We start from the raw sequence: 24,678 nt of genomic DNA on the forward strand, positions 1-24,678 counted from the left end.
ATATTTACCGCAACGGCCGCCGCCTCACCAGCCTCCAGAGGAATGATCCGTCACCAGATCCCAGGCACCAGGCGCCATTGGACCTCGCTGCGGTACTCGGCATAGCCGACCAGATTGCCCACCAAATACCTCTCCTCATCTAGGAGGCGGGCGACCAGACCACCAATGACGGGAGGCAACACAAGCAGACTCCAATAGGAACCCAGCGCCAAGGGCACGCCAAAAAACATCGCCAGCGCCGCGGCATACATCGGATGGCGCACCACGCCGTAGAGGCCGGTCGAAATCACCCGCTGCCCCGCCGTCACGCCGACTGTCGCCGCGGCAAACGAATTCTGCCGGAGCACGAAGAAGCAGCCGATAAAGCCGACCGCGATCAATGCATTGCCGAGAAGCAAGATCGGGGCCGGAACGACTGACCAACCGAACCTGTGGTCGAGCGCCGAAACCACGAAGAGCGCAAGAATTGCGATGCTGTTAAAGGACTGTATGCGCTTCTGCGATGGCTCGCGTTCCGCCTCCGGCCCGACACTCATGCGTTTCCGGACCAACTCCGGGTCGCGCCTGACGAAATAGGCCGTGAGGACTGCGCACCACCCGCAGAAATGCAAGAGAAACACCCAGCCTTGCCAGTAAGACAGGGATCCCGCCGCGAGGAAAATCATGACCAGCATGACGAGACAGAATTTGGCCGTCGCGACTGTCGCCTGTCGCCCGAGACTCTGAACGCTGCTCATCACCATCACTCACTCGCACTGTCGCGGGCACAAGGTCTCCTATCTCTAGATTGGCCTGACTGAGCGCGCGTCAATGGCATGAATCGCACGAGGATCGGGAAACCGATCTTCGCGCATCAAGTGAAGGTTTACGAATCATGATTAAAAGCCGACGAACAACGCTGCGCCTCCACACATGCGACAACAAACCGAAAGTCTCATCATGAGCGACTCCGATATCTTCGACCTGTCACCGATCGCGATGTGGATCGAGGATTTCAGCGGGGTCAAGGCGCAGTTCGATCGCTGGCGCGCTGAGGGCGTCGAAGACATCCGAGCTTACCTTAGAGAAGACACAACGCGCGTCGCCGCCTGCTCACAGCTCATCCGCGTGCTGCGCGTCAACCGCAAGACACTCGAACTCTTCGGGGCTAACGATCTCGACCACCTGGTCGCCAATCTCGGCCTGGTGTTTCGCGACGAGATGCTCGAAAGCCACGTCAACGAATTGGCCGAACTCTGGGATGGCAAGACCGAATTCGCCAGCAGCGCGGTCAACTATACACTGTCCGGTCGCAGGCTCGATATCCAGCTCCGTGGTTCGGTGCTGCCGGGCCATGAGCAGTCGCTTGCGCAGATAATGCTGACAACGGAAGATGTCACCGCACGCGAGGAAGCGCGCCGCAAGGAGCGCGAAAATCGCCGCTACGCCGAAGGCATCTTCGAGCATTCGCCGGTCTCGCTCTGGGTCGAGGATTTCAGCCAGATCAAACTGCTGCTTGAGAATGTCCGCGATCGCGGCATCGACGATTTCAGGGTTTTCACCGATGTCCATCCCGAGTTCGTGCGTCAGTGCATGAGCGAGATCCGGGTGATCGACGTCAACCAGGCAACCCTCGACCTGTTCTGCGCACCCGACCGGCATACACTTCTGCAGCGCATTGGCGATGTCTTCCGCGACGACATGGAAAAACACTTCCGCGAACAGCTGATCGAGCTTTGGAACGGCCGGCTCTTTCATCAGCGCGAAGTGATCAACTACGCCCTCGACGGCTCCGAGCGCTACGTCCTTCTGCAATTCTCCGTCCTTCCCGGCCACGAAGGCGACTGGGCACTTGTGCAGGTAGCCCTCACCGACATCACAGCGCGCAAGAAGGCCGAAGCTTACCTCGAATATCTCGGCAAGCACGACGTCCTGACCAAGCTTCACAATCGCGCCTTCTACGTGGACGAGCTGAACAGGCTCGAACGCAAGTCGCTGCGGCCGGTCTCGGCTGTCGTCATCGATCTCAACGGCCTGAAGGAGGCCAACGACCAGCTGGGGCACGATGCCGGCGATGCGCTGCTGCGGCGTCTCGGCGAAGTCCTGAATGGCGCTGCCACACAGCCAAACCATGCTGCCCGCATCGGCGGCGACGAGTTTGCGGTGCTGATGCCCGGCGCCGACAAGCAGGCTGTCGCCGCAATGGTCGAGACCATCGGCGAGCTGCTGAAGATCAACAATCAGTTCTACTCCAATGCTCCGCTCAGCATATCGCTCGGTGTCGCGACAAGCGAGCCGGGGGAAACGATGGAAGCCATGGTGCGGCGTGCCGACATTGCGATGTACGCGCAGAAACGCGCCTATCACGCCAGCCGCAAGACAGAAGGACAAGGCAGCGTCGCGGCGGATGAAAAGTCCGCTTCGGCGGCCTGACCATTTCCCCGGCGCAGGAAATCTCTCCACGGTACTGGACACGCCGGCGCAAGAACCGCCCGCGTCAGCACATGTTCGCAGGGGCGAACCACCCGCCGCAACGCACAATAAAAATCGTTTGAATACTACCAATTTGGTTTCAAATGGATATATGAGCCTTGTGGCTTGCTGCATGCCTCCTCCCAAGCGCCTTGCCGAGCCACCGCCGGCCCGCCGTTTCGACGGCTTCAAGAGAAAATTTCCGGCGCAACAAGAACAAGAGGTACAAGACTGTGGCTGGTATCATCACCAACAGTGCCGCGACGACGCGCCCGGCATCGGCTTCCCCGGCAGCGAGCTATCAATTTGCCCTCGTGGCCCTGACATCGTTGTTTTTCATGTGGGGTTTCATCACCTGCCTGAACGACATTCTCATTCCGCACCTGAAGAACGTCTTCCAGCTGAATTACACGCAATCGATGCTGATCCAGCTCTGCTTCTTCGGCGCATACTTCATCGTCTCCCTGCCCGCCGGCGCGCTCGTCAAGCGCATCACCTACAAGTGGGGGATCGTGACGGGCCTGATCATTTCCGCCATCGGTTGCGCGCTCTTCATTCCGGCCGCAAGCTACCGTGTCTATGCACTCTTCCTCGGCGCCCTCTTCGTGCTGGCAACTGGGATCACCGTGCTTCAGGTCGCGGCAAACCCGTATGTCACGGTCCTCGGTCCACCCGACACTGCCGCAAGCCGCCTGACCTTGACACAGGCCTTCAACTCCCTCGGCACGACACTTGCCCCGATGTTCGGCGCAGTCCTGATCCTGTCTGCGACAGCGGCCGCCGTCGCGGGTGCCACTCCGGAACAACTCGACGCCGCCAGGCTTGCCGAAGCGAGCGCTGTGAAGTTCCCCTATATGCTGCTGGCTGTCGCCTTCCTGTTACTCGCCGCGCTCTTTGCAGCCCTCAAGCTCCCCCAGGTTGAAGGTGCGGAAGATATTGAGCCGATCACCGGCGGCGGCTCGGCCTGGCAGTATCGCCATCTCGTGCTCGGCGCAGTCGGCATCTTCCTCTATGTCGGCGCGGAGGTCAGCATCGGCAGCTTCCTGGTCAACTTCATGAGCCAGCCGGATATCGCAGGCTTTTCGGAAGCCGAGGCCGCCCATCATGTATCCTACTTCTGGGGCGGCGCGATGATCGGCCGGTTCATTGGTGCTATCGTGATGCGCTACGTCGATGACGGCAAGGCCTTAGCCTTCAATGCAGCCGCGGTCATCCTGTTGCTGTTACTCACCGTCTTCTCGGGCGGTCACGTCGCCATGTGGTCGGTCCTCGCAATCGGCCTCTTCAACTCGATCATGTTCCCAACGATCTTCAGTCTCGCACTGTACGGCCTTGGAAAATACACGAGCCAAGGCTCTGGAATCCTTTGCCTGGCAATCGTCGGCGGCGCCTTGCTGCCGCTTTTGCAAGGCGCCCTTGCCGACACGATCGGCATACATCTCGCCTTCCTGATGCCGGTTCTGTGCTATGCTTACATTGCCTTTTATGGGCTGAAGGGGCACCGGCCGACCTGACCATTTCAAGGCCCGCTTCGCCGCCCATGCGGCGAAGCGTTTCGGCGCTTGCGCCGTCCCTCGGCCCTTGGCATGTTGCAGTGCAAATCGAGGGAGTCGCACCGATGAAAGCCTTGCTTCTAGTCGATATTCAGAATGGCTTTTGCCCGGGCGGCAACCTGCCGGTGCCGGATGGCGACCAAGTGGTTCCCATCGCAAACCGCCTGATCGAGAGCGGCAAGTATGACCTGATCGTCGCCTCCCAGGACTGGCATCCTGCCGGCCATGGAAGCTTTGCCTCATCTCATCCCGGCAAGCAGCCGTTCGAATTAGGGACGCTCTCCGGCAAGCCGCAGATGATGTGGCCGGACCATTGCGTTCAAGGAACGGTGGACGCTGAACTGCATCCCGACCTCAAGACGGGCGAGATCGATCTCATCCTCCAGAAAGGCGAGAATCGCGGTGTCGACAGCTACTCGGCATTCCGCGACAACGATCAGGACGCCCTCACCGGGCTCGCCGACTTTCTCGAGGGGCAGGATGTCACGGAACTCGACGTTTGCGGTCTCGCAACCGACTATTGTGTGAAGTTCTCCGTCCTCGATGCGACCGAAATGATGCCCGGAGTGCGGGTTCGCTTTGTCGAGGATGCCAGCCGTGGGATCACGCCCGAAGGTGTTGCGATCGCGGTCAAGGAAATGCGCGAGCACGGCATCGACATCGTCACCAGCGGACAAATTTTGGAAGGCTGATCACTCCGTCACAGTCCGCTGCAACTGATAGACGTCCTCGGAAAAGTCATCCATGCGTCTGGCAAGCGCGACTTGCGCATCTTCGAGCCCCTTCTTGTAGTAAGCGGCGCCAACTTCCTTCGCGAAAAACTCGAGAACAAACTCCGCTTTCAGGAGGCCGATCGGCTGGTCCAACTCACTGTTGAAATAGTGCTGGATCCGCGCAATGAGTTCGGCCTTTTCCTCTTTCGATAGTTCGATCCCGGTCATCTTTGGTCCTCGAGAGGCAATCAGTCGCGTGTGCATCGTTCAGCGAAATCGATCGGTCAATCAAGGAAATTTGCTTGCGGCGGATACCGCCCGTCCTTAGACGGGGACAAAATTCCAGAAGGATTATCGCCTATGAGTCGCGCTGATTTTTTCGACGGCTTGCGCGGTGGCTCAGCCATTGCGATGGCCTCGGCCCCGTTCGGGGCATTGTTTGGAGCGCTCGCAGTCGATAACGGCATGTCGCTCGCGGAAGTGACCTTCATGAGCGCCACGGTCTATGCCGGCGCGAGCCAGATGGTCGGCCTCGAACTGTTTGGCCATAACGTCCAGGCGTGGCTGATCGTCGCCTCCATCCTGGCCGTCAACTTTCGCCATGTCCTCTATTCGGCGGCCATCGCCCCTTACATCAAGCACTTCTCGCCGCTCCAGAAATTCTTCACCTTTTTCCTGCTGGTCGATCCGCAGTTTGCCGAAACGCTGAAGCGCGGCGAAGCAGGCAAGCCGGTCACCTTTGTCTGGTACCTCGGGTTCGGCATCATCATCTACATCCCCTGGGTCCTGGTGAGCCTGCTCGGCGGGCTCCTCGGCAACTACATCGGCGACCCGAAGTTGATCGGTCTCGACATCCTGCTGCCGGCCTATTTCCTCGGAATCGTCCTGGATTTCCGCCATCGCGACAACTTTCTGCCGGTCGCCGCAGTCAGTGCGGTCGCCTCCGTTGTCGCCTATCACTATGTGGGCTCGCCTTGGCACGTCAGCCTGGGTGCCGCTGCGGGCATCATCCTTGCCGCCCTGTTCCCGCCGCCGCCCCACGAACAGGAACTCGAATCCGACCTGCACGAGGTATGACGATGGCCTTCGATCTTCATATGGCACTCGTGATCGTCGCCGCCGCGGTTGCAACCTACGCAACCCGCATCGGCGGCTATATCCTCATCACCACGATGAAGCGCATTCCGCCACGCATGGAGGCGGCACTTGCTGCGGTCCCAGCTGCAGTCTTGACGACGCTTGTCGCGCCGGCCTTCTTCATCGGCGGCTGGGATTCGAAGCTGGCCCTGCTCGTCGCACTCGTCGTTGGCCTGCGGGCCTCGCACACCTGGATGCTGATTGTCGCCTGGCTCTTTGTTCTGGGCTGGCGTCACACGATCGGCATGTGACGCCGTCGGCGGCGAGCAAGGCCGCCTGGCTCAATATTCCAGCGGCAAGGTCGCGTTCTCCAGCCACGCCTTGACGTCGTGGTCGTGGATCAGCGGCATCAGCGCCTCCCGCGTGCGCTCATGATAATTGTTCAGCCAATGCAACTCGTCATGGTTCAGAAGTTCTGGAATGACGAGGCTGCGATCGATCGGGCAGAAGGTCAGCGTCTCGAATCCGAGCATTGGCGTGTCGCCGCCATCGATTGCCTCTGCCTCGCGGACATAGATCAGGTTCTCGATGCGGATGCCGAAAGCGCCAGGACGGTAGTAGCCGGGCTCGTTCGAGAGGATCATCCCCGGCAGTAATTCCTGCGTTGATAACCTGGCGATGCGCTGCGGACCTTCATGCACCGAAAGGTAGGACCCGACACCGTGGCCGGTGCCATGGGCGAAATCGGCCCCCGCCCGCCAGAGCGCGATGCGGGCCAGCGGATCGAGATCGCAGCCGCGGGTGCCTTTCGGAAAACGCGCGGTGCTGATCTGGATCATGCCCTTCAGCACCAGCGTGAAGAAGCGCTTGTGCTCCTCGGTGACCGAACCGATCCCGACGGTGCGGGTAATGTCCGTCGTGCCGTTGATGTACTGGGCGCCGGAGTCGATCAGGAAAAGCTCTCCGGCTTCCAGCTTGCGGTTCGTTTCCGTCGTGACGCGATAGTGCATGATCGCCGCGTGCTCGCCGGCTCCGGAAATCGTATCGAACGAAATGTCCTTCAGCGGGTTCTGCATGCTCTGCCCGACACGGGCGCGCGCTGCTTCCAGCTTCTCCGCCACGTCGATCTCCGTCACGGTCCCGGGCTTGATCTGCGACAGCCAGTAGAGAAACTCGACCATCGCTGCGCCATCCTGCAGATGCGCGGCCGCGGAACCGTTAATCTCGACGTTGTTCTTCACCGCTCGCGGAAGCTTTGCGGGATCGTTCCCTTCCACGACCTCGCCACCTCCCTTGCGAATGATCTCCGCCAGGGCATACGAGGTGAGGTCCGGATCCACGAGGACGCGACCACCGTCCTTTGCGACAGCCGACAGTTTCTTTTCGAGCTCCGACGGCGGAAGCTGCATGCACATCTGAGCGAGATAGGCTTCGGGTTCGATACCGGTCTTGCGCTTGTCGAGGAAGACGTCCGCCTTGCCGTCGGCATAGATGATCGCCCGCGCCAGCGGGTGCGGCGTGTGCGGCACATCGGCACCGCGGATATTGAAGATCCAGGCGACCGAAGACGGATCCGCGATCAGCGCCGCCTTGAGGTTCTTCTTTGCAAGATCGGCCGCGACCGTTGCGATCTTGTCGGTTGCGAGCACGCCCGCCTGGACGATGTTCTGGATTGTCACCTGCCCCAACGGCTCCTGCGGCCGGTCGCTCCAGAGCTTGTCCAGAGGATTGTGAGGCAGGACAACGAGCGAACCGCCAATTTCGGCAAGCGCCTTTTCAAGTCGCCGCACCTCCGCGCCGGAGTGCAGCCAGGGATCGATGCCAAGACGCAAGCCCTTGGAGCCATTCTTTGCAAGCCAGGCATGAGGCGGTTCGTTCACAAGGTCACCACCGGTGAAGACCGCGTTGTCGACTTGCTCGGCAAGTTGCGTCACGTAGCGCCCGTCCACGAAGACAATCGCCTCCGAACGCGTCACCAGCGCGACCCCCGCCGAGCCCGTGAAACCCGTCAGCCACGACAAGCGTTCCGAGCAAGCGGGCACGTATTCGCCGTTGAACTCGTCGGCGCGCGGCACCAGAAAGGCGTCGATGCCAAGCGCATCAAAGCTTGCGCGCAAGGCCGAAACGCGATCGCGGCCGAATTGTGGCGTCGAGGTGACTTCGAAAGACTGGAACATGCTCAATAACCCGTTTTTTTGGACGATCCCCTCAGCGAAGAGATTCGGCTATGTTATCGGAATTTCAGGAGAATACGAGAAATTGCGACGCGATACCTGAGTGAGAGCCGCGCAATAATTCGGCGGAAATGAGGCGCCGATTCGCAAACTGGCACGCTTTATGCATTCTCTGCATGGCTCCCATGAATGAAACCCTCTCCCTCAGCTTTTCTAAATCGCTATATAGGCGCCATCAGACGGGTTCGAGACGAACCTGAAACGAAACAAAAGGAATTTGGATATGACTGCCCCTCTGTCGCGCTTCGCTTACAGCAGCCCGGTGCAGGCTGGCGAGCGCCAGACTGTGCGTCACATCATCGGCTCGCGCCGTCCGCTGCATGAGGACACCCTCAAGCTGCTCGGCGCCGGCCAAAGGGTTACGCGCCATCAGGTCGCAACCAGCTACGCGTTCTGAGCAACTCGCCGCTCCCTTCTCCTCCTCCCTCACGGGATCGGCGATCAGAACAGTAGAAGCCCGCTCGAGCGCTCCTCCTCCTTCGAGCTCGCGGGCACTGACCGGGAAACTGGTCTCAAGGCGGTGCCATTGGCACCGCCTTTTCTTTTGCCTTCATCTCAAGGGCGGTCGAGATGGATCGTCACCCAACCGTTTCGCCAGATCGTGCGGACATGCCGCAGGTGCGCACCATTATAGGCGGCAAGCACCTTCCAGCGTTGGGCCGCCAGAATGCCGGAGAGGATGACCGAGCCCCCCGGCGCCAGGTGGTTGACGAGCTGCGGCGCCATCTTGATCAGCGGTCGCGCGAGGATGTTGGCGATAATGAGATCGAAGGGACCATGTGTGGAAAAGGCCGTCGAGTGAAAACCCGGCGCTGTTGCCGTCGAGATACCGGACGCAATCCCGTTGCTTCTGATGTTCTCGGCCGCGACCCGAGTTGCGACCGGGTCGATATCGGTGGCGAGAACGGGAATGTTACGCAGCTTCCTCACGGCAATCGCCAGAACGCCGCTGCCGGTTCCAAGGTCGAGCGCATTCCGCACGGAGCGGGAACGAAGAACGCGATCGATCGTCTCCAGGCAGCCGGCCGTCGTGCCGTGGTGACCGGTACCGAACGCCTGGCCCGCATCGATCTCGATCGCAATGTCGCCGGGCCGCACCTTGTCGCGGTCGTGCGAGCCATGGACGAGGAACCGCCCTGCCCGAACCGGCTTCAGCCCCTCGAGTGACCTGGCGACCCAATCGACGTCAGGGATCACCTCGCGTTCGACCTTTGCGTCGGGAAAGCTCGTCTTCAGAGCGTCCTCGACACGCGCGCGAACCTGCGCCTCGTCTTCACGCATCATGTAGACGGAGGCTTCCCAAATGTCCTTCTTCTCGTCGATTTCAGTCGTCGCGATCGCGAAGTCTTCTTCGCCGAAGACCTCGGACAGCAGGTCCAGAATCTCACCGGCCCGCACTTCGGTCGTCGTCACATAAAGGCGTATTTCACTCACAATCACTCTTTCTTTTATAGGGCACCATCGATCCAGGGCGGCGACTGCGTATCATATCCGGAAACACCGTGAAGCAATTTTTGTCGGAATGCAGGTATCCGCAAAAGCACCGGGACGGCAAGATTGCGGATCGCGATTGCCATCGGATGTTTCATTGTGATCAGCGATGTCAATTGATGGGTCTGCTTCAGCACCGTCGTCACCGCAGGCATCCTGAGCACCGCATACTCCTGCTCCCGCCCCTCCGAGATCAGCCAGGCCAACCAGCATGCGTCTTCGATGCCGAGGTTCATCCCCCGCGCCCCGGCAGGCGAATGGATGTGCGCAGCATCCCCGGCAAGGAAAACGTTGCCCTTAGCCATTACCTCGGCACGGCGAAAGTGAATGCGAAAATCGGACGCCCAGACCCGCTCAGCAATGGGCGCGGGATGCTCGATGCGGCTCTCGAAATCGGGAAGCGTCGAAATGTAGCGGAGAACATCGCGCGTCACAGGCAAGCGCCCGATCATGCCGGGATCGAACAGGCTGATCTCGGCATAGCTGGGATCGACCGGTCCGGCGTAGCGAAAATCCGCCAGGTAAAAGCTGCTCTCCAGCACCTGCCCGGGGAAACCGAGGCCGAGGGCTTCTCGCACCGTTGAATGGGACCCGTCGGCCGCGATCACGATATCGAAATCCGCGGTTTCGACCGAGCCATCCAGCTTCTTTAGCGTCACCTTCGTTTCCGAAAGATCGCCGGAAACCGCCTCCACGACGGTTTGCCACTCCGGAACGATCTCATAGTCGGAAAGCTTGCCGAGCAGCAGCCGCTCGGTATGCCCTTGCGCCAGCGCATGGATGGCACTGTAGGGACCGGGAACCTCCGTGGTGTCGATGTCGGCAAGGACCTTGCCTTTGGCGGCGATCCGGAAGTGCTGGATCTGCTGCGCTTCTTGCAGGATCGTGTCCGTCACACGCGAAGGTGAAAGCAGCGTCAGCGTTCTGGCATTGATGCCGAGAGCACGGCTTTCCGTTAGGGGCACCGGTCCGGCGTCGCTATCGACGATGCGCGGGAGGTGGCCGCGGCGGGCGAGTTCAAGAGCAGCAGTCAGACCAGTCGCACCGGCTCCGGCGATCAAGATGCTGCGATGCCCTGACGCCATGCCGTCATCCCTTGCTGACGAGGTTCTCCAGTTTCTTTACAGCCGTATCGGGATTTTCGCCATAGGCGATGGTACCTGAGAACCGCCCTTCCGAATCGAGCAGGAAGACAGAAGCCGTGTGATCCATCGTGTAGTCGCCGTTCGGATTGCTTTCGTCCACCGGAACCTTCTTGGCGTAGACGCGATAACCCTTGATGACATCTGCAATCTTGTCGGGCGCGCCTGATATACCGACGATGCGCTTGGACACGTTGGAAACGTATTCGTTCATCACCTCAGGCGTGTCGCGCTCCGGATCGACGGTCACGAAGTAGGCCTGCAGCTTCTTGCCATCCGGATCGACCTTCTCCAGCCAACCGTTCATCTCAAAGAGCGTTGTCGGGCAGACCTCCGGACAATGGGTGAAGCCAAAGAAGAGCGCCGTCGGCTTGCCCCGGAACGCCTGCTCGGTGATCGGCTTGCCGTCCTGGGCAACGAGCGTGAACGGCACGCCGAACGGCCCCTCGGAAACGGCCTCCTTCGTCTTGGTGACATTAAGCGTCAGCCAGCCGAGAATGCCGGCCATCAGCAGCACCGCAACCCACACCGCAATGCGGACAGTCTTCATCGATCGAACCTCAAAGATCGGGATTATTCCCGTTTGTCGGGTGATATCGCCTCCTGCTTCGGGGCGCAATTCAACATCACGTTTCCCAGTGGCGACCGATTGCCCCACCAGCACACGGAAAAGGCGAAATCAGTTTCACAAAAACCAAAATCTTCAAACACTTAGCAGATAAAACAAAGACGGTTGCAATCTTTGAGGGTTAGCAAATACTTAGAAGTACATATCTATATTTAGGAATGGATAGAACATTCTACGTTCTCGTGACATGAGGTCCACCCGGCATTTCAATCCCCGGCTATCCGCGTGAGCGCAAGACGCACACCGCGTTTCATCGCGGAGGGGGATGATCATCAATGACTGATATGAAAGTGCGCAAGAACCTCTCCGTAGGCCAACGGCTGGGGACACTTGCCGGCGCGGCGTTCATTGGCTTCGGCTCGATGCTTGCAGTTGGCTGGTATCAAAATTCGAGCGCCGACGCGGCTTTAAGACAAGCCAACGAAATCCAGGCCAGCGTCGACCAGATTAACGAGATGCGCGCCGCAAACCTCACCCTCATTCTTGCCGCCATGGACACCATCGTTGACCGTGGCGATCGCGCCGTGATGCCCGAACGCCTGAAGCTGATGAACGAGGCGATCGGCGAGCTGCAGAGCAGCTCCAAGGAGATGCACCGCCTGGGCGAAGAGCTGAACGCCGGAAGCCTACTGTCCACGTATGACGCAGACGTGGCGTCTCTGGGGAAAAGTGTCGTCGGAGACTTGAAATCTGCTGTCGAAGCCGGCGCGCCGGACAGTGAATTTGACAAACTGGACGACGCCATCGACGGTGGCGGCGACAAGGTGGGTGCGACGCTGGACAAGCTCGCACGCGAAGGCGGCGAATTGGCCAAGGCGCGGATCGACGAGGCGAACGCAATCTCGGAGCGGGCGATACTGATCCAGCTGGCACTTGGCATCGTCGCCATCCTGACAATGGGCACCCTGCAATACATTCATGGCGGTTCCATCCGTCGCGGTATCGAGGGTGTGCGAAAAAGCATGCAGGGCATCATGCGCGGCGATCTCAATAGCCTTGTCCCCGCCACTGACCGGGGCGATGAGATCGGCGACATGGCACGCGCAGCGGAGAGCTTCCGGCTTGCCGCAATCGAGAAGCAGGAATTGCAGGCGCGTAGCGACAGCGAACGCCAGCAGAGCGACGCCGAGCGCCGCAGCCGTGAAGCAGCGAAGCTCGCGGACGCCGAAGCGCTCAACGATGCAGTCCATGCGTTGGGCGACGGCCTTACGCGGCTCGCGGGCGGCGACGTGACAGTCACCATCAATCAGCCGTTCACGGCAGAGCTTGAGCGCTTGCGCACCGACTTCAATCACACCACGGCGACGCTCCGCCAGACAATGGCCGGGATCGCCCAAAACGGGACTTCCATCCAGGCAAACAGCCAGCAGATGCGCTCGGCAGCAGACGACCTCGCCAAGCGTACGGAACAGCAGGCGGCCTCGCTGGAGGAAACCTCCGCGGCGCTCGACCAGATCACCGCAACGGTTCGCAACGCCACCAACCGTGCCGAGGAAGTCGGCCACATGGTTACCCACACCCGGCAGAATACCGCGAAATCAGATGTGGTCGTGACCGACGCCATGGCCGCGATGGAGCGAATCGCGACCGCCTCGCGCGAGATCGGAACAATCATCAACGTCATCGATGAGATCGCCTTCCAAACCAACCTCCTCGCCCTCAACGCGGGCGTCGAAGCTGCTCGCGCCGGCGAAGCCGGCAAGGGCTTTGCTGTCGTAGCACAGGAAGTACGCGAACTCGCCGGCCGCGCGGCCGGTGCCGCCAAGGATATCAAGGCCTTGATCGGAAAATCCGGCGCCGAGGTGAAGGCCGGCGGCGAACTCGTAACGGCGGCCGGCGAAGCCCTGCGCCAGATCGGCGAAGATGTTTTGCGCATCGACGAGCATGTTAAATCAATCGTAACCTCTGCACGCGAACAATCTACCGGACTGAACGAAATCAATACGGCCATCAGCCAGATGGACCAGGTCACGCAGAAAAACGCGGCCATGGTGGAAGAAACGAACGCAGCAAGTCACGCGCTCGCCACCGATGCCGACAGCCTGATCCACCTGATCCAGACGTTCAAGATCGGCGAAGGCATGAATGCCCGTTCCACGCCGCGGGAAGCCACCGCAGTCTCGCATCCGAAACCATCTCCCGCACGAAGCCTTATCGGCAAGGTCGCGGGCGCATTCAGCGGCGGCGCAACCGCCAGAGCCATGGCCGCACCGGCCGGAGACAACTGGGAAGAATTCTGATCATGAACAATACCGTCATCAACCAGACCGGCTCGCATCTCGAGATCGTTTCCTTCCATCTCGGCGAGCAGGAATTCTGCATCGACATCATGGCGATCCGCGAAATCCGCGGTTGGGCGCCCGTCACGCCGATGCCGCACACGCCGCCCTACGTCCTCGGTCTCATCAACCTTCGTGGCGCGGTGATCCCGGTCATCGACATGGCCTGCCGCCTCGGCATGAAGATGACCGAGCCATCGGAGCGCTCCGCCATTATCGTCACCGACATTGCCGGCAAGCTCGTCGGCCTGCTGGTCGAGCAGGTCTCCGACATGATGACCATCAAGAGCGAAGACTTGCAGCCGGCACCGGAGATCATCCCGGAAGCCCAGCGCGCCTTCTGCCGCGGCATCGTCGCCCTGGAAAAGACCATGGTCTGCTTCCTGAACCTCGACACCGTAATCGCCGACGAATTGGCACAGGCGGCTTGACGCGACCAGCGCAGCATAACCGCGAAGAAATTTTCGAACCGCTCGCATCCAACCGTTGCGAGCTGTTTTTTCTGTACGGTCATTGTTAGGGCCGCATTGCAGGCTATCTCCTCATCGCATTGTCCGACGTGGCTTCGAGTGAACGAAGTGCGCGAACGGGCGTTCGAATGGTTGTCAGAAGAACAACGGGGTACGCAGAATGCGCGAGGCGAAAACCCGTCACACCGGAGGATGCGGCTGCGGTGCGGTCCGATACAGAATTGACGAGGCGCCGCTGGCGAGCGGCATCTGCCACTGCCAGACCTGCCGAAAGGTCGCTTCGGCTCCTACGCTTCCGTTCGTCACCTTTCCCGTGCGAACGCTGGTATACGAACAGGGCGCCCCTCGGGCATTTGCCTCCTCGAGAGGCGTTGTCCGGACATTTTGCGGCTCATGCGGTTCCCCGATCGGCTATCAGAACGATGCCGACCCGGACCTGATCGACATCATGACAGTCAGCCTCGACGACCCGGATGAGTACCATCCGACCTTTCACGTCTGGACGTCTGAAAAGGTGTCCTGGGATGTGATCTGCGACGAGCTGCCGGCACATCCCAAGAGCCGCGCCTAGCGCGTCGAGGCGTGTTGCTATTGCGGCTTGCCGTTCTTCCACGTGACATTCTGGCCGTATAGCGGGATGGTCGAAATCGCCATCTTCGCCGAGCCATCAGTCAGTTCGCGGGAGTGGGCGAGATAGACCAGCGTGTCGTTCTTCTTGTCGTAGATCCGGTTGACGACCAGCTTCTTCCAGATCAGCGACATGCCCGTCTTGAACACCTCGTCGCCGCCCTCCGACAGATTGATGTCGCCAATCTCGATCGGCCCCGTCTGCCGGCAGGAGATGGAGTTGTTCGAGGGGTCTTCGAACCAGTTGCCGTTCTTCACGCGATCGATAACGCTGCGGTCGAAATAAGTGACGTGGCAAGTCACGCCCTTCACCTGCGGGTCGGCCACCGCATCGATGATGATGTCGTTGCCAATCCAGTCGACCCCGACCTTGCCGACGACGTCGGCTGAGGCAGCGCCGGCGCTAAGGCCGATGAGTGAAGCAGCGGCAAGCGTGATGTAACTCTTTCTGGACATGACGGTTCCCTGATTGCATCCGCATCTTAGGTAAGCGCGCCTGATGCCTTTACAAGGAAGTGTTCACGCCTTCCTGCAGGTGCAGGCCTCATACCCGGTCGACGTCAGCCTGCCAGGCTTCATGCCTATCAGAGCGGGAATGGCGTTCACGGCAGCCGCCCCGACAGCCCTTGCCATCGCGATCGCCGCATGCGCGCAAACGGCGGCGTCCTCGGCGGCATTGTGATGCGCAAAACGCAGGCCGAGATGCTCGGCGATCATGTTGAGCCGGTGCGAGAGGAAATGCGGCCAGATCCGCTGGGCCATCTTCAGGCTGCAGAGATAGGTCAGCTCCGGATAGGACTGCCGATAGAGATCGAGGCTCGCGCGCCAGACGCTGAAATCGAAAGCCGCATTGTGCGCAATCATTGTCGCACCTCGGAAGTCGTCGTGGAATTCGTCCATCACTTCCGGAAACGCCTGCGCGTCCTCGACATGCTCAGGCCGGATGCCGTGAATGGCGATGTTCATTCCGGAGAACCGCATCTCCTTCGGCCGGATCAGACGCTCCTCGACGCGGGTAACCTTGCCGTCCTCAATCCATGCCAGTCCCACCGAACAGGCGCTGCCGCGTTGTTCGTTGGCGGTTTCGAAGTCAATGGCGATGGTTTTCAACGAGGTTTCCGATTCGATAGCATGGATCTGGCATAACCTCCCCACCCTCTCCGCGCAAATCCGGCTGTTGACATCCGCAAGCGGATTGCGAAATCATGGCGCATGACCGGATTGATGACCATTGTACTTACGCGGACGACCACCCTTGCAGGGTTGGCGGGAGCGATGGTGCGTTAGAAGCAGTCCGTCATCCCCTAAACCCTGCCGAGGCGAGCAGGGTTCGGGAACCGGCTCTCCTCAAACTGAGAAGGAGAGTTGCATGCAGAAGAATCCAAACCCCAGAGAAATACCTGCCGGACTGTCGATCCGAGCCATCCGTCCGTCCGACACCGAGGCATTGACGGCGCTGGTCAATCTGCCGGGCTTCCGCGCCGGTACCTTGCGTCCACCCTACCAGAGCATTGAAGAGACCCGCCGCCATGTCGAAAACAGCAATCCGGATGCAATGCGTCTGGTCGCAACTATCGACGAGCAGATCGTCGGCGACATCGGCATGACCCGTTACCACGGCCGCCGCAATCACGTCGCCTGCATCGGCATGGGCGTGCATGACGACTTTACCGGTCGCGGCATCGGCAGCGCGATGCTCGCGGCCGTCATCGATGCCGCCGACAACTGGCTGAACATCATGCGCCTGGAGTTGACTGTTTACACAGACAACGACGCCGCCATCGCCCTTTACAGGAAGTTCGGTTTCGAAGAGGAAGGCATACTCCGTGCTTTCGCCTTCCGCGCCGGCAGCTACGTCGATGCTTACGCGATGGCGCGCATCAAGCGGTAGAGGAACGCTCCGAGGTCGGTGGCAGCCGATCCCTCATCCGCTGATCAGGGCCAGCCACTCGTCCTCGTCCATCGTCTGGACACCGAGTTCACGTGCCTTGTCGAGCTTCGAGCCGGCGCCTGGTCCGGCAACCACGATGTCGGTTTTCTTTGACACCGAGCCTGCGACCTTGGCGCCGAGGCTTTCAGCCCGCGCCTTGGCTTCGTCGCGCGTGAACTTCTCCAGCGAACCGGTGAAGACCACAGTCTTGCCGGCGACTGGGCTGTCTGCAGCAGCAACCTTCTCTGCAGGCAAGGGCGTCCCGTCATTCAGTTCGGCGAGCAGTCGCGAGATCACCTCGACATTGCGTGGTTCCTTGTAGAATTCGACGATCGCGCGCGCGACGATCTCACCGATGCCTTCGATGGCGTTGAGGTCGTTCCAGGGATCGCCCGAGAGCGGCGCGGCAGCTTTCATCGCTGCTTCGAAGTCGGCATAGGTGCCGTAGGAGCGTGCCAGGAGCTTGGCTGTCGTCTCGCCGACGTGCCGGATGCCGAGCGCGTAAATGAACCGGTGCAGCGCGATGCTCCGCCGCTCGTTGATCGCCGTATAGAGCTTTCCGACGCTGACCTTGCCGAAACCTTCGATATTTTCAAGCTTTGTCAGCGAGCCGGCCTGCCGCTTCTCAAGCGTGAAAATATCTGGCGCGGTACGGATCTGCAGCGCCGGATCGTCGCTCTCGAAGAAGAAGTCGACCTGCTTCGATCCCAGGCCCTCGATATCGAAGGCATTGCGCGAAACAAAGTGCTTCAGATGCTCGGTGGCCTGCGCACGGCAAATGAAGCCACCGGTGCAGCGCGTTACGGAGTCGAGCTTGCCTGTCTTTTCGTTCTTCTCCCGCACCGCATGGCTGCTGCAGACCGGGCATTTTTGCGGGAATTCATAGCGGGCGGCATCAGCGGGGCGCTTCTCCATGACAACATCGAGCACCTGCGGGATAACGTCTCCGGCCCGCTGCACGATGACCGTGTCACCGATCCGAATGTCGTGCCCGACGTCGCGGATGCGTTCGCCCGAGTTCCCGATGCCTTCGATGTAATCGGCGTTATGCAGGGTCGCATTGGTTACGACGACGCCGCCGACCGTAATTGGCGTCAGCCGTGCAACTGGCGTCAGGGCGCCGGTGCGACCCACCTGGATATCGATGTTCTCGACAGTCGTGAAAGCCTGTTCGGCCGGGAACTTATGTGCCGTCGCCCAGCGCGGACTGCGGGAGCGGAATCCGAGCCGTTGCTGCAGATCCAGGCTGTCGACCTTGTAGACGACACCGTCGATATCATAGTCCAGGTCCGGTCGCTTCAGGCCGATCTCTTCGTAGTGGGCTAAAATATCGGCGACGGAATTTAGCCGCTTCATCAGGGGATTGACCGGAAAGCCCCAGCTCTTGAACACCTCGACCATACCAAACTGTGTGTCGGAGGGCATGTCGGATATCTCACCCCAGGCATAGGCGAAGAACTTCAATTTGCGGCTCGCGGTCACCTTGGCGTCGAGCTGCCGCAGCGATCCGGCGGCCGTGTTGCGCGGATTGACGTAGGTCTGCTTCCCCTCGGCTTCCATCTGCTTGTTGAGCGCCAGGAAGTCGCTCTTGGCCATGTAGACCTCGCCGCGCACCTCGACGACTGCTGGTGCCCCCGCCGGCAGCGTCTGGGGAATTTCCTTGATCGTGCGGATGTTGGCCGTGACGTTTTCGCCGGTCGTGCCGTCGCCGCGCGTTGCAGCGCTCACCATCCTGCCGTTCTCATAGCGAATCGACATAGAGAGGCCGTCGATCTTCGGCTCCGCGGTAAAGGCAATCGACTGGTCCGGCAGACGGCCGAGGAAGCGATAGACGCTCGCCACGAAGTCCTGCACGTCCTCCTGCGAGAACGTGTTGTCGAGCGATAGCATCGGCCGTGCATGCACAACGGGCGCGAACGTTACCGAAGGCGCGATACCGACACGCCGCGACGGACTGTCCTCGCGAATGAGTTCCGGAAAGCGCGCCTCGATCGCGTCGTTGCGACGCTTCAGTGCATCATATTCGGCATCGGAAATCGCCGGGCGATCCTCGCCGTGATAAAGCTCGTCGTTGCGGGCGATCTCCTTGGCGAGCCGCTCAAGCTCGGCGGCGGCATCTTCGATCGTCAGGGCATCAACGGCTATGGCTTCGGTCGACATACGGCTCTCGCTCCACGGAATCTGGAGTCGGTTTTAGAGCAAAATGAATGGATTGAAAGAGAGCGAGAGGTCCTCGTTCGCCCTCTCCCCAATTCGGCGATTAGGAAATCAGCCGTTCCCGGCCAGCAGCCGGGCCGCTGCCGCCCTCGCCTCTTCCGTCACCGAGGCACCCGCCAGCATGCGTGCGATTTCTTCCGTCCGGTCGCCAGGCGCCATCGTCGCGACGCGAGTCGCGATCTTCTCCGAGCCTTCGGCGGCCGGTCCCTTCGAAATCAGCAGGTGCGTCGCCGCACGCGCGGCGACCTGCGGCGCATGTGTGACCGACAGCACCTGCACCCGGTCGGAGAGCCGCTTCAGCCGCTGACCGATCGCATCCGCAACCGCACCACCGACGCCGGTATCGATTTCGTCGAAGACGAGCGTCGGCGCAGAACCGCGATCGGCAAGCGCAACCTTCAGGGCGAGCAGGAAGCGCGAAAGCTCGCCGCCGGAAGCTACCTTCATGATCGAACCAGGACGTGTGCCCGGGTTGGTCTGAACGTGGAACTCCACCAGGTCGATACCCTCCGAGGTTGCGTCATCAGGATTGGTGGTAATCTCCACCATGAAGCGCGCGCGCTCAAGCTTCAGCGCCGGCAGTTCCGCCATGACGGCAGCAGCCAAGGCGTCTCCGGCATGATGACGCTTGTCGGAAAGCGTGCGCGCCGCTGCGTCGTAGTTTGCCTTGCCAACACCGACCTCGGCTTCAAGCTTGGCAAGCTTTTCCTCGCCGGCATCGACGTCGGCAAGATCGCTGATCATGCGAACCGCCAGCGCTGGCAGTTCGGTCACCGGAACGGAGTATTTGCGGGAGGCAGCGCGCAAGGCAAACAGGCGTTCCTCTACACGCTCCAGCTCCTTCGGATCGTATTCCGTCTTCCTCAGCGCAGCCTCGACTTCCATCTGCGCATTGGAGAGCTGGTCCAGAGCGGCATCCAGAAGCGCCACCGTATCTTCCAGCAAGCCCGGCGCCTCGTGGCTCTTGCGCTCCAGCCTGCGCACCAGCGAGGCGATATGTGGCACGGGGGAAGCATTGCCGTTGAGGAATTCGGAAGCCTCGGCGATATCGCCGGCGATCCGCTCGGCCTTCATCATCTTCTGGCGACGATCGGCGAGCTCGTCCTCTTCTCCGTCTTGCGGTGAAAGCTTCTCGAGCTCCTCTACGGAAGCGCGGAGGTAGTCGGCCTCACGAGCAGCATTCGCCACCTTTTCGCGCTGCTTCTTGAGCGTCCGCTCGGTATCGCGCCAGATGCGGTACAGATTGGAGACTCCGGCAGCATCTTCGTTCACGCCTGCGAAAGCGTCGAGCAGGATCCGGTGCGCATGCGCATCGACCAAGGCACGATCGTCGTGCTGGCCATGGATCTCGACCAGCATCTGCCCGACCTGGCGCATGAGCTGAACGCTGAGCGGCTGGTCGTTGACGTAAGCCTTGGTACGGCCATCAGCGTTCTGGACACGGCGAAAGATAAGATCGCCGTTATCATCGATGCCGTTTTCGCGCAGCAGCTTCCGGGCGCTGTGGTCCGCGCCGACATCGAACACAGCCGTAACCTGCCCCTTGTCCTCGCCGTGGCGAACAAGACCGCCATCTCCGCGCCCGCCAAGCGCGAGCGACAGGCTATCGAGCAGGATGGATTTGCCAGCGCCGGTCTCCCCGGTCAGCACCGAGAGGCCGGTCTCAAAGGCGAGATCCAGCCGCTCGATCAGGACGATATCGCGGATCGAAAGCTGGATCAGCATTGGCCTCAGGTACCGAGCAGGAGTTTCTTGCCTGCGGCAGCAATCCACGAACCGGGGTTTTCACGCGGCTCGGTGCCACCACTCTTCAGCAGCTTGAAGGAGTCCGCATACCACTGACTGTCAGGATAGTTGTGGCCGAGAACCGCGGCTGCCGTCTGTGCTTCCTCAACGATGCCCATTGCGTAATAGGCTTCGACAAGGCGCGCAAGCGCTTCTTCGATCTGGTTGGTATTCGGATATTTCTCGACAACCGTGCGGAAGCGTGAGATCGCCGCCAGGTATTCCTTGCGCTCCATGTAGTAACGGCCGACCTGCATTTCCTTGCCTGCCATCTGGTCGCGTGCGAAGCGGATTTTCGCCTGCGCGTCGTCGACGTATTCCGAATCCGGATAGTTGTCGATGACGGCCTGCATGGCCTCGACGGTCTTGGCGGCCGCGCGCTGGTCCTGCGTGACGTCCACGATCTGCTTCGAATAGGTCAGACCGATCAGATACTGCACGTAGGGAGCGTCCTTCGACTTCGGATACTGCGCCATATAGCGGTTGCCCGAAGCGAGAGCGTCGTCCAGACGGCCCTGGCGATACTTGACGAAGGTGCTCATCACGAGCGCCTTTCGCGCCCATTCTGAGAACGGGTTTTCGCGGTCGATTGCGTCGAACTTGCGCGCCGCCTCGGCCATGTTGCCGGCCTTCATGTTGGCGAGGCCCTGGGTATAGAGGACATCCGGCGGATCGTTCTCGAGGCCGAGCTTGGTGATATCGATATCGGGGTCCGACTGGCATCCGGAAATTAAGGCACCTGCGCTCAGCACCAAGAGCGATGCGAACAAAGCGCGCGCTGTCTTCATCATACTATCAGACCCTGCATAACCCATCGGAATATCCCAACGCCGCCATCCCTCAACGGCAGCCACGCCTTGCTGGCGTTTCTAGCCACAAATGTGGAGCCAGAGCAACGCAATGATGATGCATTAACGCATTTTTGTGGCGATGCAGGCGATAAACGCCGGTTTTACACTGCGAATGCTGCATCTCGTGCTACTAAGCATCTGCGGCAGCACATCTATCGGGGAATCATCGTCAGCCTGCTCCCCATAAAGAAACCGCCTCCCGAAGGAGGCGGCCCTGGCCTAATAAATGCGATGGAGGTCATGCCGACCAGGGAGCAAATTCCGGCGCGTTGACCCGGATGAAATCCCGAGCCGCAACACGCTGGCGCGGCGCAGAGGTCTCGACCACTTCATAGGCGGTCGGGTCGCTGAGCAACGCCTTGAGAGCATTAGCATTCATCTTGTGACCGCCGCGGTAGGACCGATAGCAGCCGATGAAAGGAGCACCGGCGAGCGCCAGGTCGCCAACCGCATCGAGTGCCTTGTGGCGCACGAACTCGTCCTTGGCGTAGCGCAGGCCTTCGACGTTGATAACGGTATTGTCGTCCGATATGACGACCGAATTCTCAAGCGACGAACCAAGCGCGTGGCCGGAGGCCCAAAGACGCTCGACATCGCGCATGAAGCCGAAGGTACGGGCACGCGACAGCTCGGACTTGAACGTCGCAGCCGTCATGTCGCCTTCCCACTTCTGTCGGCCGATCAGCGGGCAGTCGAAATCGATCTCAACCTCAAAGCGCATGCCGTCATAGGGACGGAACTCGCTCCACGAACCACCATGCTCGATGCGAACCGGCTTGGTGACGCGGATGTAGCGACGCTTGACGCCAAGCGATACCAGGCCAACCTGTTCGATCGCCTCGATAAAGGGCATCGAGCTGCCATCCATGATGGGCATTTCGGAACCGTGAACTTCGATCAGGACGTTGTCGAGACCAAGCGCGTAGACAGCGGCCATGACATGCTCGATCGTCGCGACCGAGCGCGCCGGCGAGAAACCAAGAACGGTGCAGAGATCTGTATTGCCGACCTGAGAAGACACGGCACGATATTCGGAAACCTCACCGTTGTCGTGCATGCGATTGAAGACAACGCCTGTGTCAGCTTCTGCCGGGTTGAAGGTAATCGAAACGTCAGCACCGGAATGAACGCCGATGCCCGAGAGCGTAATCGGGCGCGATACTGTCGTCTGAAAACCCAACATGCCAATAACCATAAATTTTTGCCTTTATTATCCCTGGTGATCCGCATCGGCTAACATGCCGAACCATCCGCCAGGGGTCATTTCACTCCGTCTGAGCCCCGCGATAAAGCGCAAGAAGACGGTTCCTTGAGCACATACATACGTGCGCCCGGGTTCCAATCCAAATCACTGTTTCTTTCGCATTGTTACGAAAGCATGCCTTTGAAATAACAACGCAATTCGTGCCGAATTCAGAGCTTTGAAACGGCAATGCCCGGGAGCGTACTCCCGGGCATCCTTGTGGCGATTCTGTCCCTTGCCTCAGTTCGACTGGCGGCGCAGGAACGCAGGAATTTCAAGCTGATCGTCTTCCTGCATCATGCGAGCTTGCGGAACGCTTCGGCCCTGATCGTCGAGATTTCCGCGACGCGGCGCATAGAGGCTGGCTTCCGGAGAAAGCTGTCGGCGCTGCTGCGATGCCGCAGCCGGAGCCGAGGTCATCTCTGGCGCAACTTCCTCTTCGCGGCGACCAAGTGAGTTGGTGATCCGCTTCAGGAGCCCCATCGGGCCACGCTCTTCGTGGGCGTGAGACGGAGTGGCCGGCTGCGAGCGACGGTCGATCTCGGCCTGCACGACCGGCGGAAAGTCTTCCACCTTCGGCATGCGAACGGCCTGCTGGGCGGCCATCGGCTGCTGCATGACCGGAGCCGGCTGGCTCATGACAGGCTGCGGAGCCGGCTGGCTGATAACAGGCGCGTGAACGGGAGCCTGCTGAACCGGGGCTGGGCGAATGACGGGAGCGGCTTCCGGCGCAGCGAAGATCTTGCTCTGTGGGCGGAAGGTCTCCTGCATTGCCGGCTGCTGCACCGGAGCTGCAGCACGCGGAGCGTGGATCTCGAGCTCGCGCTCCATCTCGGCCTCGGCCGTGCGGATTGCCTGTGCAACCGAGTCGACCGGCTTGGGTGCCTGCTGCATGACAGGTGCAGGCTGAACAGCGGCCGGAGCCGGAGCAACGGCCGCGGAAGGACGCACGATCGGCTTGGCTGCCGGCTGGAAGGTCTTTCCTGCCGCGGCATTGATCGCACGATCGATACCGGTAGCGACAACGGAAACGCGGATGATGCCTTCGAGCGACTCGTCGAACGTCGCGCCGAGGATGATGTTTGCGTCCGGATCGACTTCCTCGCGGATGCGGGTCGCAGCTTCGTCGACTTCGAAGAGGGTCAGGTCGCGACCGCCGGTGATCGAGATCAGCAGGCCCTGTGCGCCCTTCATCGACGTTTCGTCGAGCAGTGGGTTGGCGATTGCAGCTTCGGCAGCCTGCATCGCGCGGCCCTGGCCGGATGCTTCGCCAGTGCCCATCATCGCGCGGCCCATTTCGCGCATGACCGAACGGACGTCGGCGAAGTCGAGGTTGATGAGACCTTCCTTCACCATCAGGTCGGTGATGCAGGCAACGCCGGAGTAGAGTACCTGGTCAGCCATCGCGAAAGCGTCGGCAAAGGTCGTCTTGTCGTTGGCAATGCGGAAGAGGTTCTGGTTCGGAATGACGATCAGCGTGTCGACCGACTTTTGCAGCTCTTCGATTCCGGCTTCGGCCAGACGCATGCGGCGACCGCCCTCGAAGTGGAAAGGCTTGGTAACGACGCCGACCGTGAGGATGCCCTTGTTTCGAGCCGCCTGAGCGACAACAGGAGCAGCGCCGGTGCCGGTGCCGCCGCCCATGCCGGCGGTGACGAAGCACATGTGCGTACCGTTCAGGTGATCGATGATTTCATCGATGCACTCTTCGGCTGCGGCACGACCGACTTCCGGCTGCGAACCAGCACCGAGACCTTCAGTGACGTTGGCGCCGAGCTGGATGATGCGCTCCGCCTTGGTCATCGTCAGGGCCTGGGCATCCGTGTTGGCAACGACGAAGTCGACGCCCTGGAGGCCAGCGGAGATCATGTTGTTGACAGCGTTGCCGCCGCCGCCGCCAACACCGAACACGGTGATACGCGGCTTAAGCTCAGTGATATCCGGCTTTTGCAGCTTGATAGTCATGTTACCGTTCCTTCTCTTTATG

At 60.5% G+C, this 24,678-nt stretch carries 23 protein-coding genes; 10 read left to right on the forward strand and 13 right to left on the reverse strand.

Translation table 11 applies throughout. The features are described 5' to 3' along the window. Positions 1-50: 50 nt before the first annotated feature. Entirely contained in the window at positions 51-737 is a 687-nt protein-coding gene (locus AS026_RS25390; protein ID WP_245307631.1) for a methyltransferase family protein, read from the reverse strand. Positions 738-939: 202 nt separating this feature from the next. Here AS026_RS25390 and AS026_RS25395 point away from each other — a divergent pair, with 202 nt between their 5' ends. The 3 genes from AS026_RS25395 (at position 940) to pncA (ending at position 4,696) form a co-directional block, all read left to right on the forward strand. After that, the gene (locus tag AS026_RS25395) at positions 940-2,412 is read left to right on the forward strand and encodes a sensor domain-containing diguanylate cyclase (RefSeq protein ID WP_025659396.1); all 1,473 of its coding nucleotides are present in this window, start codon (positions 940-942) and stop codon (positions 2,410-2,412) included. A 281-nt stretch (positions 2,413-2,693) separates the two neighbouring features. Further along, on the forward strand, positions 2,694-3,965 hold the full coding sequence (locus tag AS026_RS25400) for a sugar MFS transporter (protein WP_205634491.1): 1,272 nt from the start codon (positions 2,694-2,696) through the stop codon (positions 3,963-3,965). A gap of 104 nt (positions 3,966-4,069) precedes the next feature. Beyond that, positions 4,070-4,696: a bifunctional nicotinamidase/pyrazinamidase gene (gene pncA, locus AS026_RS25405; RefSeq protein WP_025659394.1), complete on the forward strand. Its 627-nt coding sequence runs from the start codon at positions 4,070-4,072 to the stop codon at positions 4,694-4,696. Here the strand turns inward: pncA and AS026_RS25410 are convergent, their stop codons facing one another. Continuing rightward, on the reverse strand, positions 4,697-4,945 hold the full coding sequence (locus tag AS026_RS25410; protein ID WP_062372579.1) for a DUF2164 domain-containing protein: 249 nt from the start codon (positions 4,943-4,945) through the stop codon (positions 4,697-4,699). A 132-nt stretch (positions 4,946-5,077) separates the two neighbouring features. Between AS026_RS25410 and AS026_RS25415 the strand changes: the two genes are divergently transcribed. Together AS026_RS25415 and AS026_RS25420 are read left to right on the forward strand one after the other, a co-directional pair. Beyond that, positions 5,078-5,794 (forward strand): AzlC family ABC transporter permease, encoded by a 717-nt coding sequence (locus AS026_RS25415; RefSeq protein ID WP_018858348.1) that lies wholly within the window; start codon positions 5,078-5,080, stop codon positions 5,792-5,794. Between the two features lie 2 nt (positions 5,795-5,796). After that, positions 5,797-6,105 (forward strand): AzlD domain-containing protein, encoded by a 309-nt coding sequence (locus AS026_RS25420; RefSeq protein WP_025659392.1) that lies wholly within the window; start codon positions 5,797-5,799, stop codon positions 6,103-6,105. Positions 6,106-6,135: 30 nt separating this feature from the next. Here AS026_RS25420 and AS026_RS25425 read toward each other — a convergent pair whose 3' ends face one another. Further along, a complete protein-coding gene (locus tag AS026_RS25425) occupies positions 6,136-7,971 on the reverse strand; it encodes an aminopeptidase P family protein (protein WP_062372583.1) in 1,836 nt (611 codons plus the stop codon). Positions 7,972-8,251: 280 nt separating this feature from the next. Between AS026_RS25425 and AS026_RS42450 the strand changes: the two genes are divergently transcribed. Continuing rightward, positions 8,252-8,425: a hypothetical protein gene (locus tag AS026_RS42450; RefSeq protein WP_167354916.1), complete on the forward strand. Its 174-nt coding sequence runs from the start codon at positions 8,252-8,254 to the stop codon at positions 8,423-8,425. Between the two features lie 158 nt (positions 8,426-8,583). On the opposite strand, the gene AS026_RS25430 is transcribed toward AS026_RS42450, so the two are convergent. The 3 genes from AS026_RS25430 to AS026_RS25440 are packed head-to-tail and all read right to left on the reverse strand — an operon-like array spanning position 8,584 to position 11,211. Then, positions 8,584-9,462: a 50S ribosomal protein L11 methyltransferase gene (locus AS026_RS25430; protein WP_062372587.1), complete on the reverse strand. Its 879-nt coding sequence runs from the start codon at positions 9,460-9,462 to the stop codon at positions 8,584-8,586. 14 nt (positions 9,463-9,476) lie between these two features. After that, on the reverse strand, positions 9,477-10,604 hold the full coding sequence (locus AS026_RS25435; protein ID WP_025659389.1) for an FAD-dependent oxidoreductase: 1,128 nt from the start codon (positions 10,602-10,604) through the stop codon (positions 9,477-9,479). A 4-nt stretch (positions 10,605-10,608) separates the two neighbouring features. After that, a complete protein-coding gene (locus AS026_RS25440) occupies positions 10,609-11,211 on the reverse strand; it encodes an SCO family protein (protein WP_018858342.1) in 603 nt (200 codons plus the stop codon). A gap of 353 nt (positions 11,212-11,564) precedes the next feature. On the opposite strand from AS026_RS25440, the gene AS026_RS25445 reads away from it, so the two are divergent. From AS026_RS25445 to AS026_RS25455, 3 genes are all read left to right on the forward strand, one after another. After that, a complete protein-coding gene (locus tag AS026_RS25445; RefSeq protein WP_062372590.1) occupies positions 11,565-13,529 on the forward strand; it encodes a methyl-accepting chemotaxis protein in 1,965 nt (654 codons plus the stop codon). Positions 13,530-13,531: 2 nt separating this feature from the next. Next, a complete protein-coding gene (locus AS026_RS25450; protein ID WP_018858340.1) occupies positions 13,532-13,999 on the forward strand; it encodes a chemotaxis protein CheW in 468 nt (155 codons plus the stop codon). Between the two features lie 199 nt (positions 14,000-14,198). Continuing rightward, positions 14,199-14,609: a GFA family protein gene (locus tag AS026_RS25455; RefSeq protein WP_018858339.1), complete on the forward strand. Its 411-nt coding sequence runs from the start codon at positions 14,199-14,201 to the stop codon at positions 14,607-14,609. A gap of 17 nt (positions 14,610-14,626) precedes the next feature. Here AS026_RS25455 and AS026_RS25460 read toward each other — a convergent pair whose 3' ends face one another. Both AS026_RS25460 and AS026_RS25465 read right to left on the reverse strand, forming a co-directional pair. Then, positions 14,627-15,121 (reverse strand): CreA family protein, encoded by a 495-nt coding sequence (locus tag AS026_RS25460; protein WP_025659387.1) that lies wholly within the window; start codon positions 15,119-15,121, stop codon positions 14,627-14,629. Between the two features lie 63 nt (positions 15,122-15,184). Next, the gene (locus tag AS026_RS25465) at positions 15,185-15,775 is read right to left on the reverse strand and encodes a 3'-5' exonuclease (RefSeq protein ID WP_025659386.1); all 591 of its coding nucleotides are present in this window, start codon (positions 15,773-15,775) and stop codon (positions 15,185-15,187) included. A 259-nt stretch (positions 15,776-16,034) separates the two neighbouring features. On the opposite strand from AS026_RS25465, the gene AS026_RS25470 reads away from it, so the two are divergent. Next, complete coding sequence (locus AS026_RS25470) at positions 16,035-16,556, forward strand: GNAT family N-acetyltransferase (RefSeq protein ID WP_062372593.1); 522 nt, start codon at positions 16,035-16,037, stop codon at positions 16,554-16,556. 33 nt (positions 16,557-16,589) lie between these two features. On the opposite strand, the gene ligA is transcribed toward AS026_RS25470, so the two are convergent. The 5 genes from ligA to ftsZ form a co-directional block, all read right to left on the reverse strand. Continuing rightward, a complete protein-coding gene (ligA, locus tag AS026_RS25475; protein ID WP_062372595.1) occupies positions 16,590-18,755 on the reverse strand; it encodes an NAD-dependent DNA ligase LigA in 2,166 nt (721 codons plus the stop codon). 108 nt (positions 18,756-18,863) lie between these two features. Beyond that, positions 18,864-20,537 (reverse strand): DNA repair protein RecN, encoded by a 1,674-nt coding sequence (gene recN / locus AS026_RS25480; protein WP_062372600.1) that lies wholly within the window; start codon positions 20,535-20,537, stop codon positions 18,864-18,866. Positions 20,538-20,542: 5 nt separating this feature from the next. After that, the gene (locus AS026_RS25485; RefSeq protein ID WP_025659382.1) at positions 20,543-21,412 is read right to left on the reverse strand and encodes an outer membrane protein assembly factor BamD; all 870 of its coding nucleotides are present in this window, start codon (positions 21,410-21,412) and stop codon (positions 20,543-20,545) included. A gap of 274 nt (positions 21,413-21,686) precedes the next feature. After that, positions 21,687-22,643: a UDP-3-O-acyl-N-acetylglucosamine deacetylase gene (lpxC, locus tag AS026_RS25490; RefSeq protein ID WP_018858332.1), complete on the reverse strand. Its 957-nt coding sequence runs from the start codon at positions 22,641-22,643 to the stop codon at positions 21,687-21,689. 288 nt (positions 22,644-22,931) lie between these two features. Next, positions 22,932-24,656 carry a cell division protein FtsZ gene (ftsZ, locus tag AS026_RS25495; RefSeq protein ID WP_062372603.1) on the reverse strand — a complete coding sequence of 575 codons (1,725 nt, stop codon included), beginning with the start codon at positions 24,654-24,656 and terminating at the stop codon, positions 22,932-22,934. Positions 24,657-24,678 lie beyond the last annotated feature (22 nt).

This window comes from Rhizobium altiplani (assembly GCF_001542405.1).
GTDB lineage: Bacteria > Pseudomonadota > Alphaproteobacteria > Rhizobiales > Rhizobiaceae > Rhizobium > Rhizobium altiplani.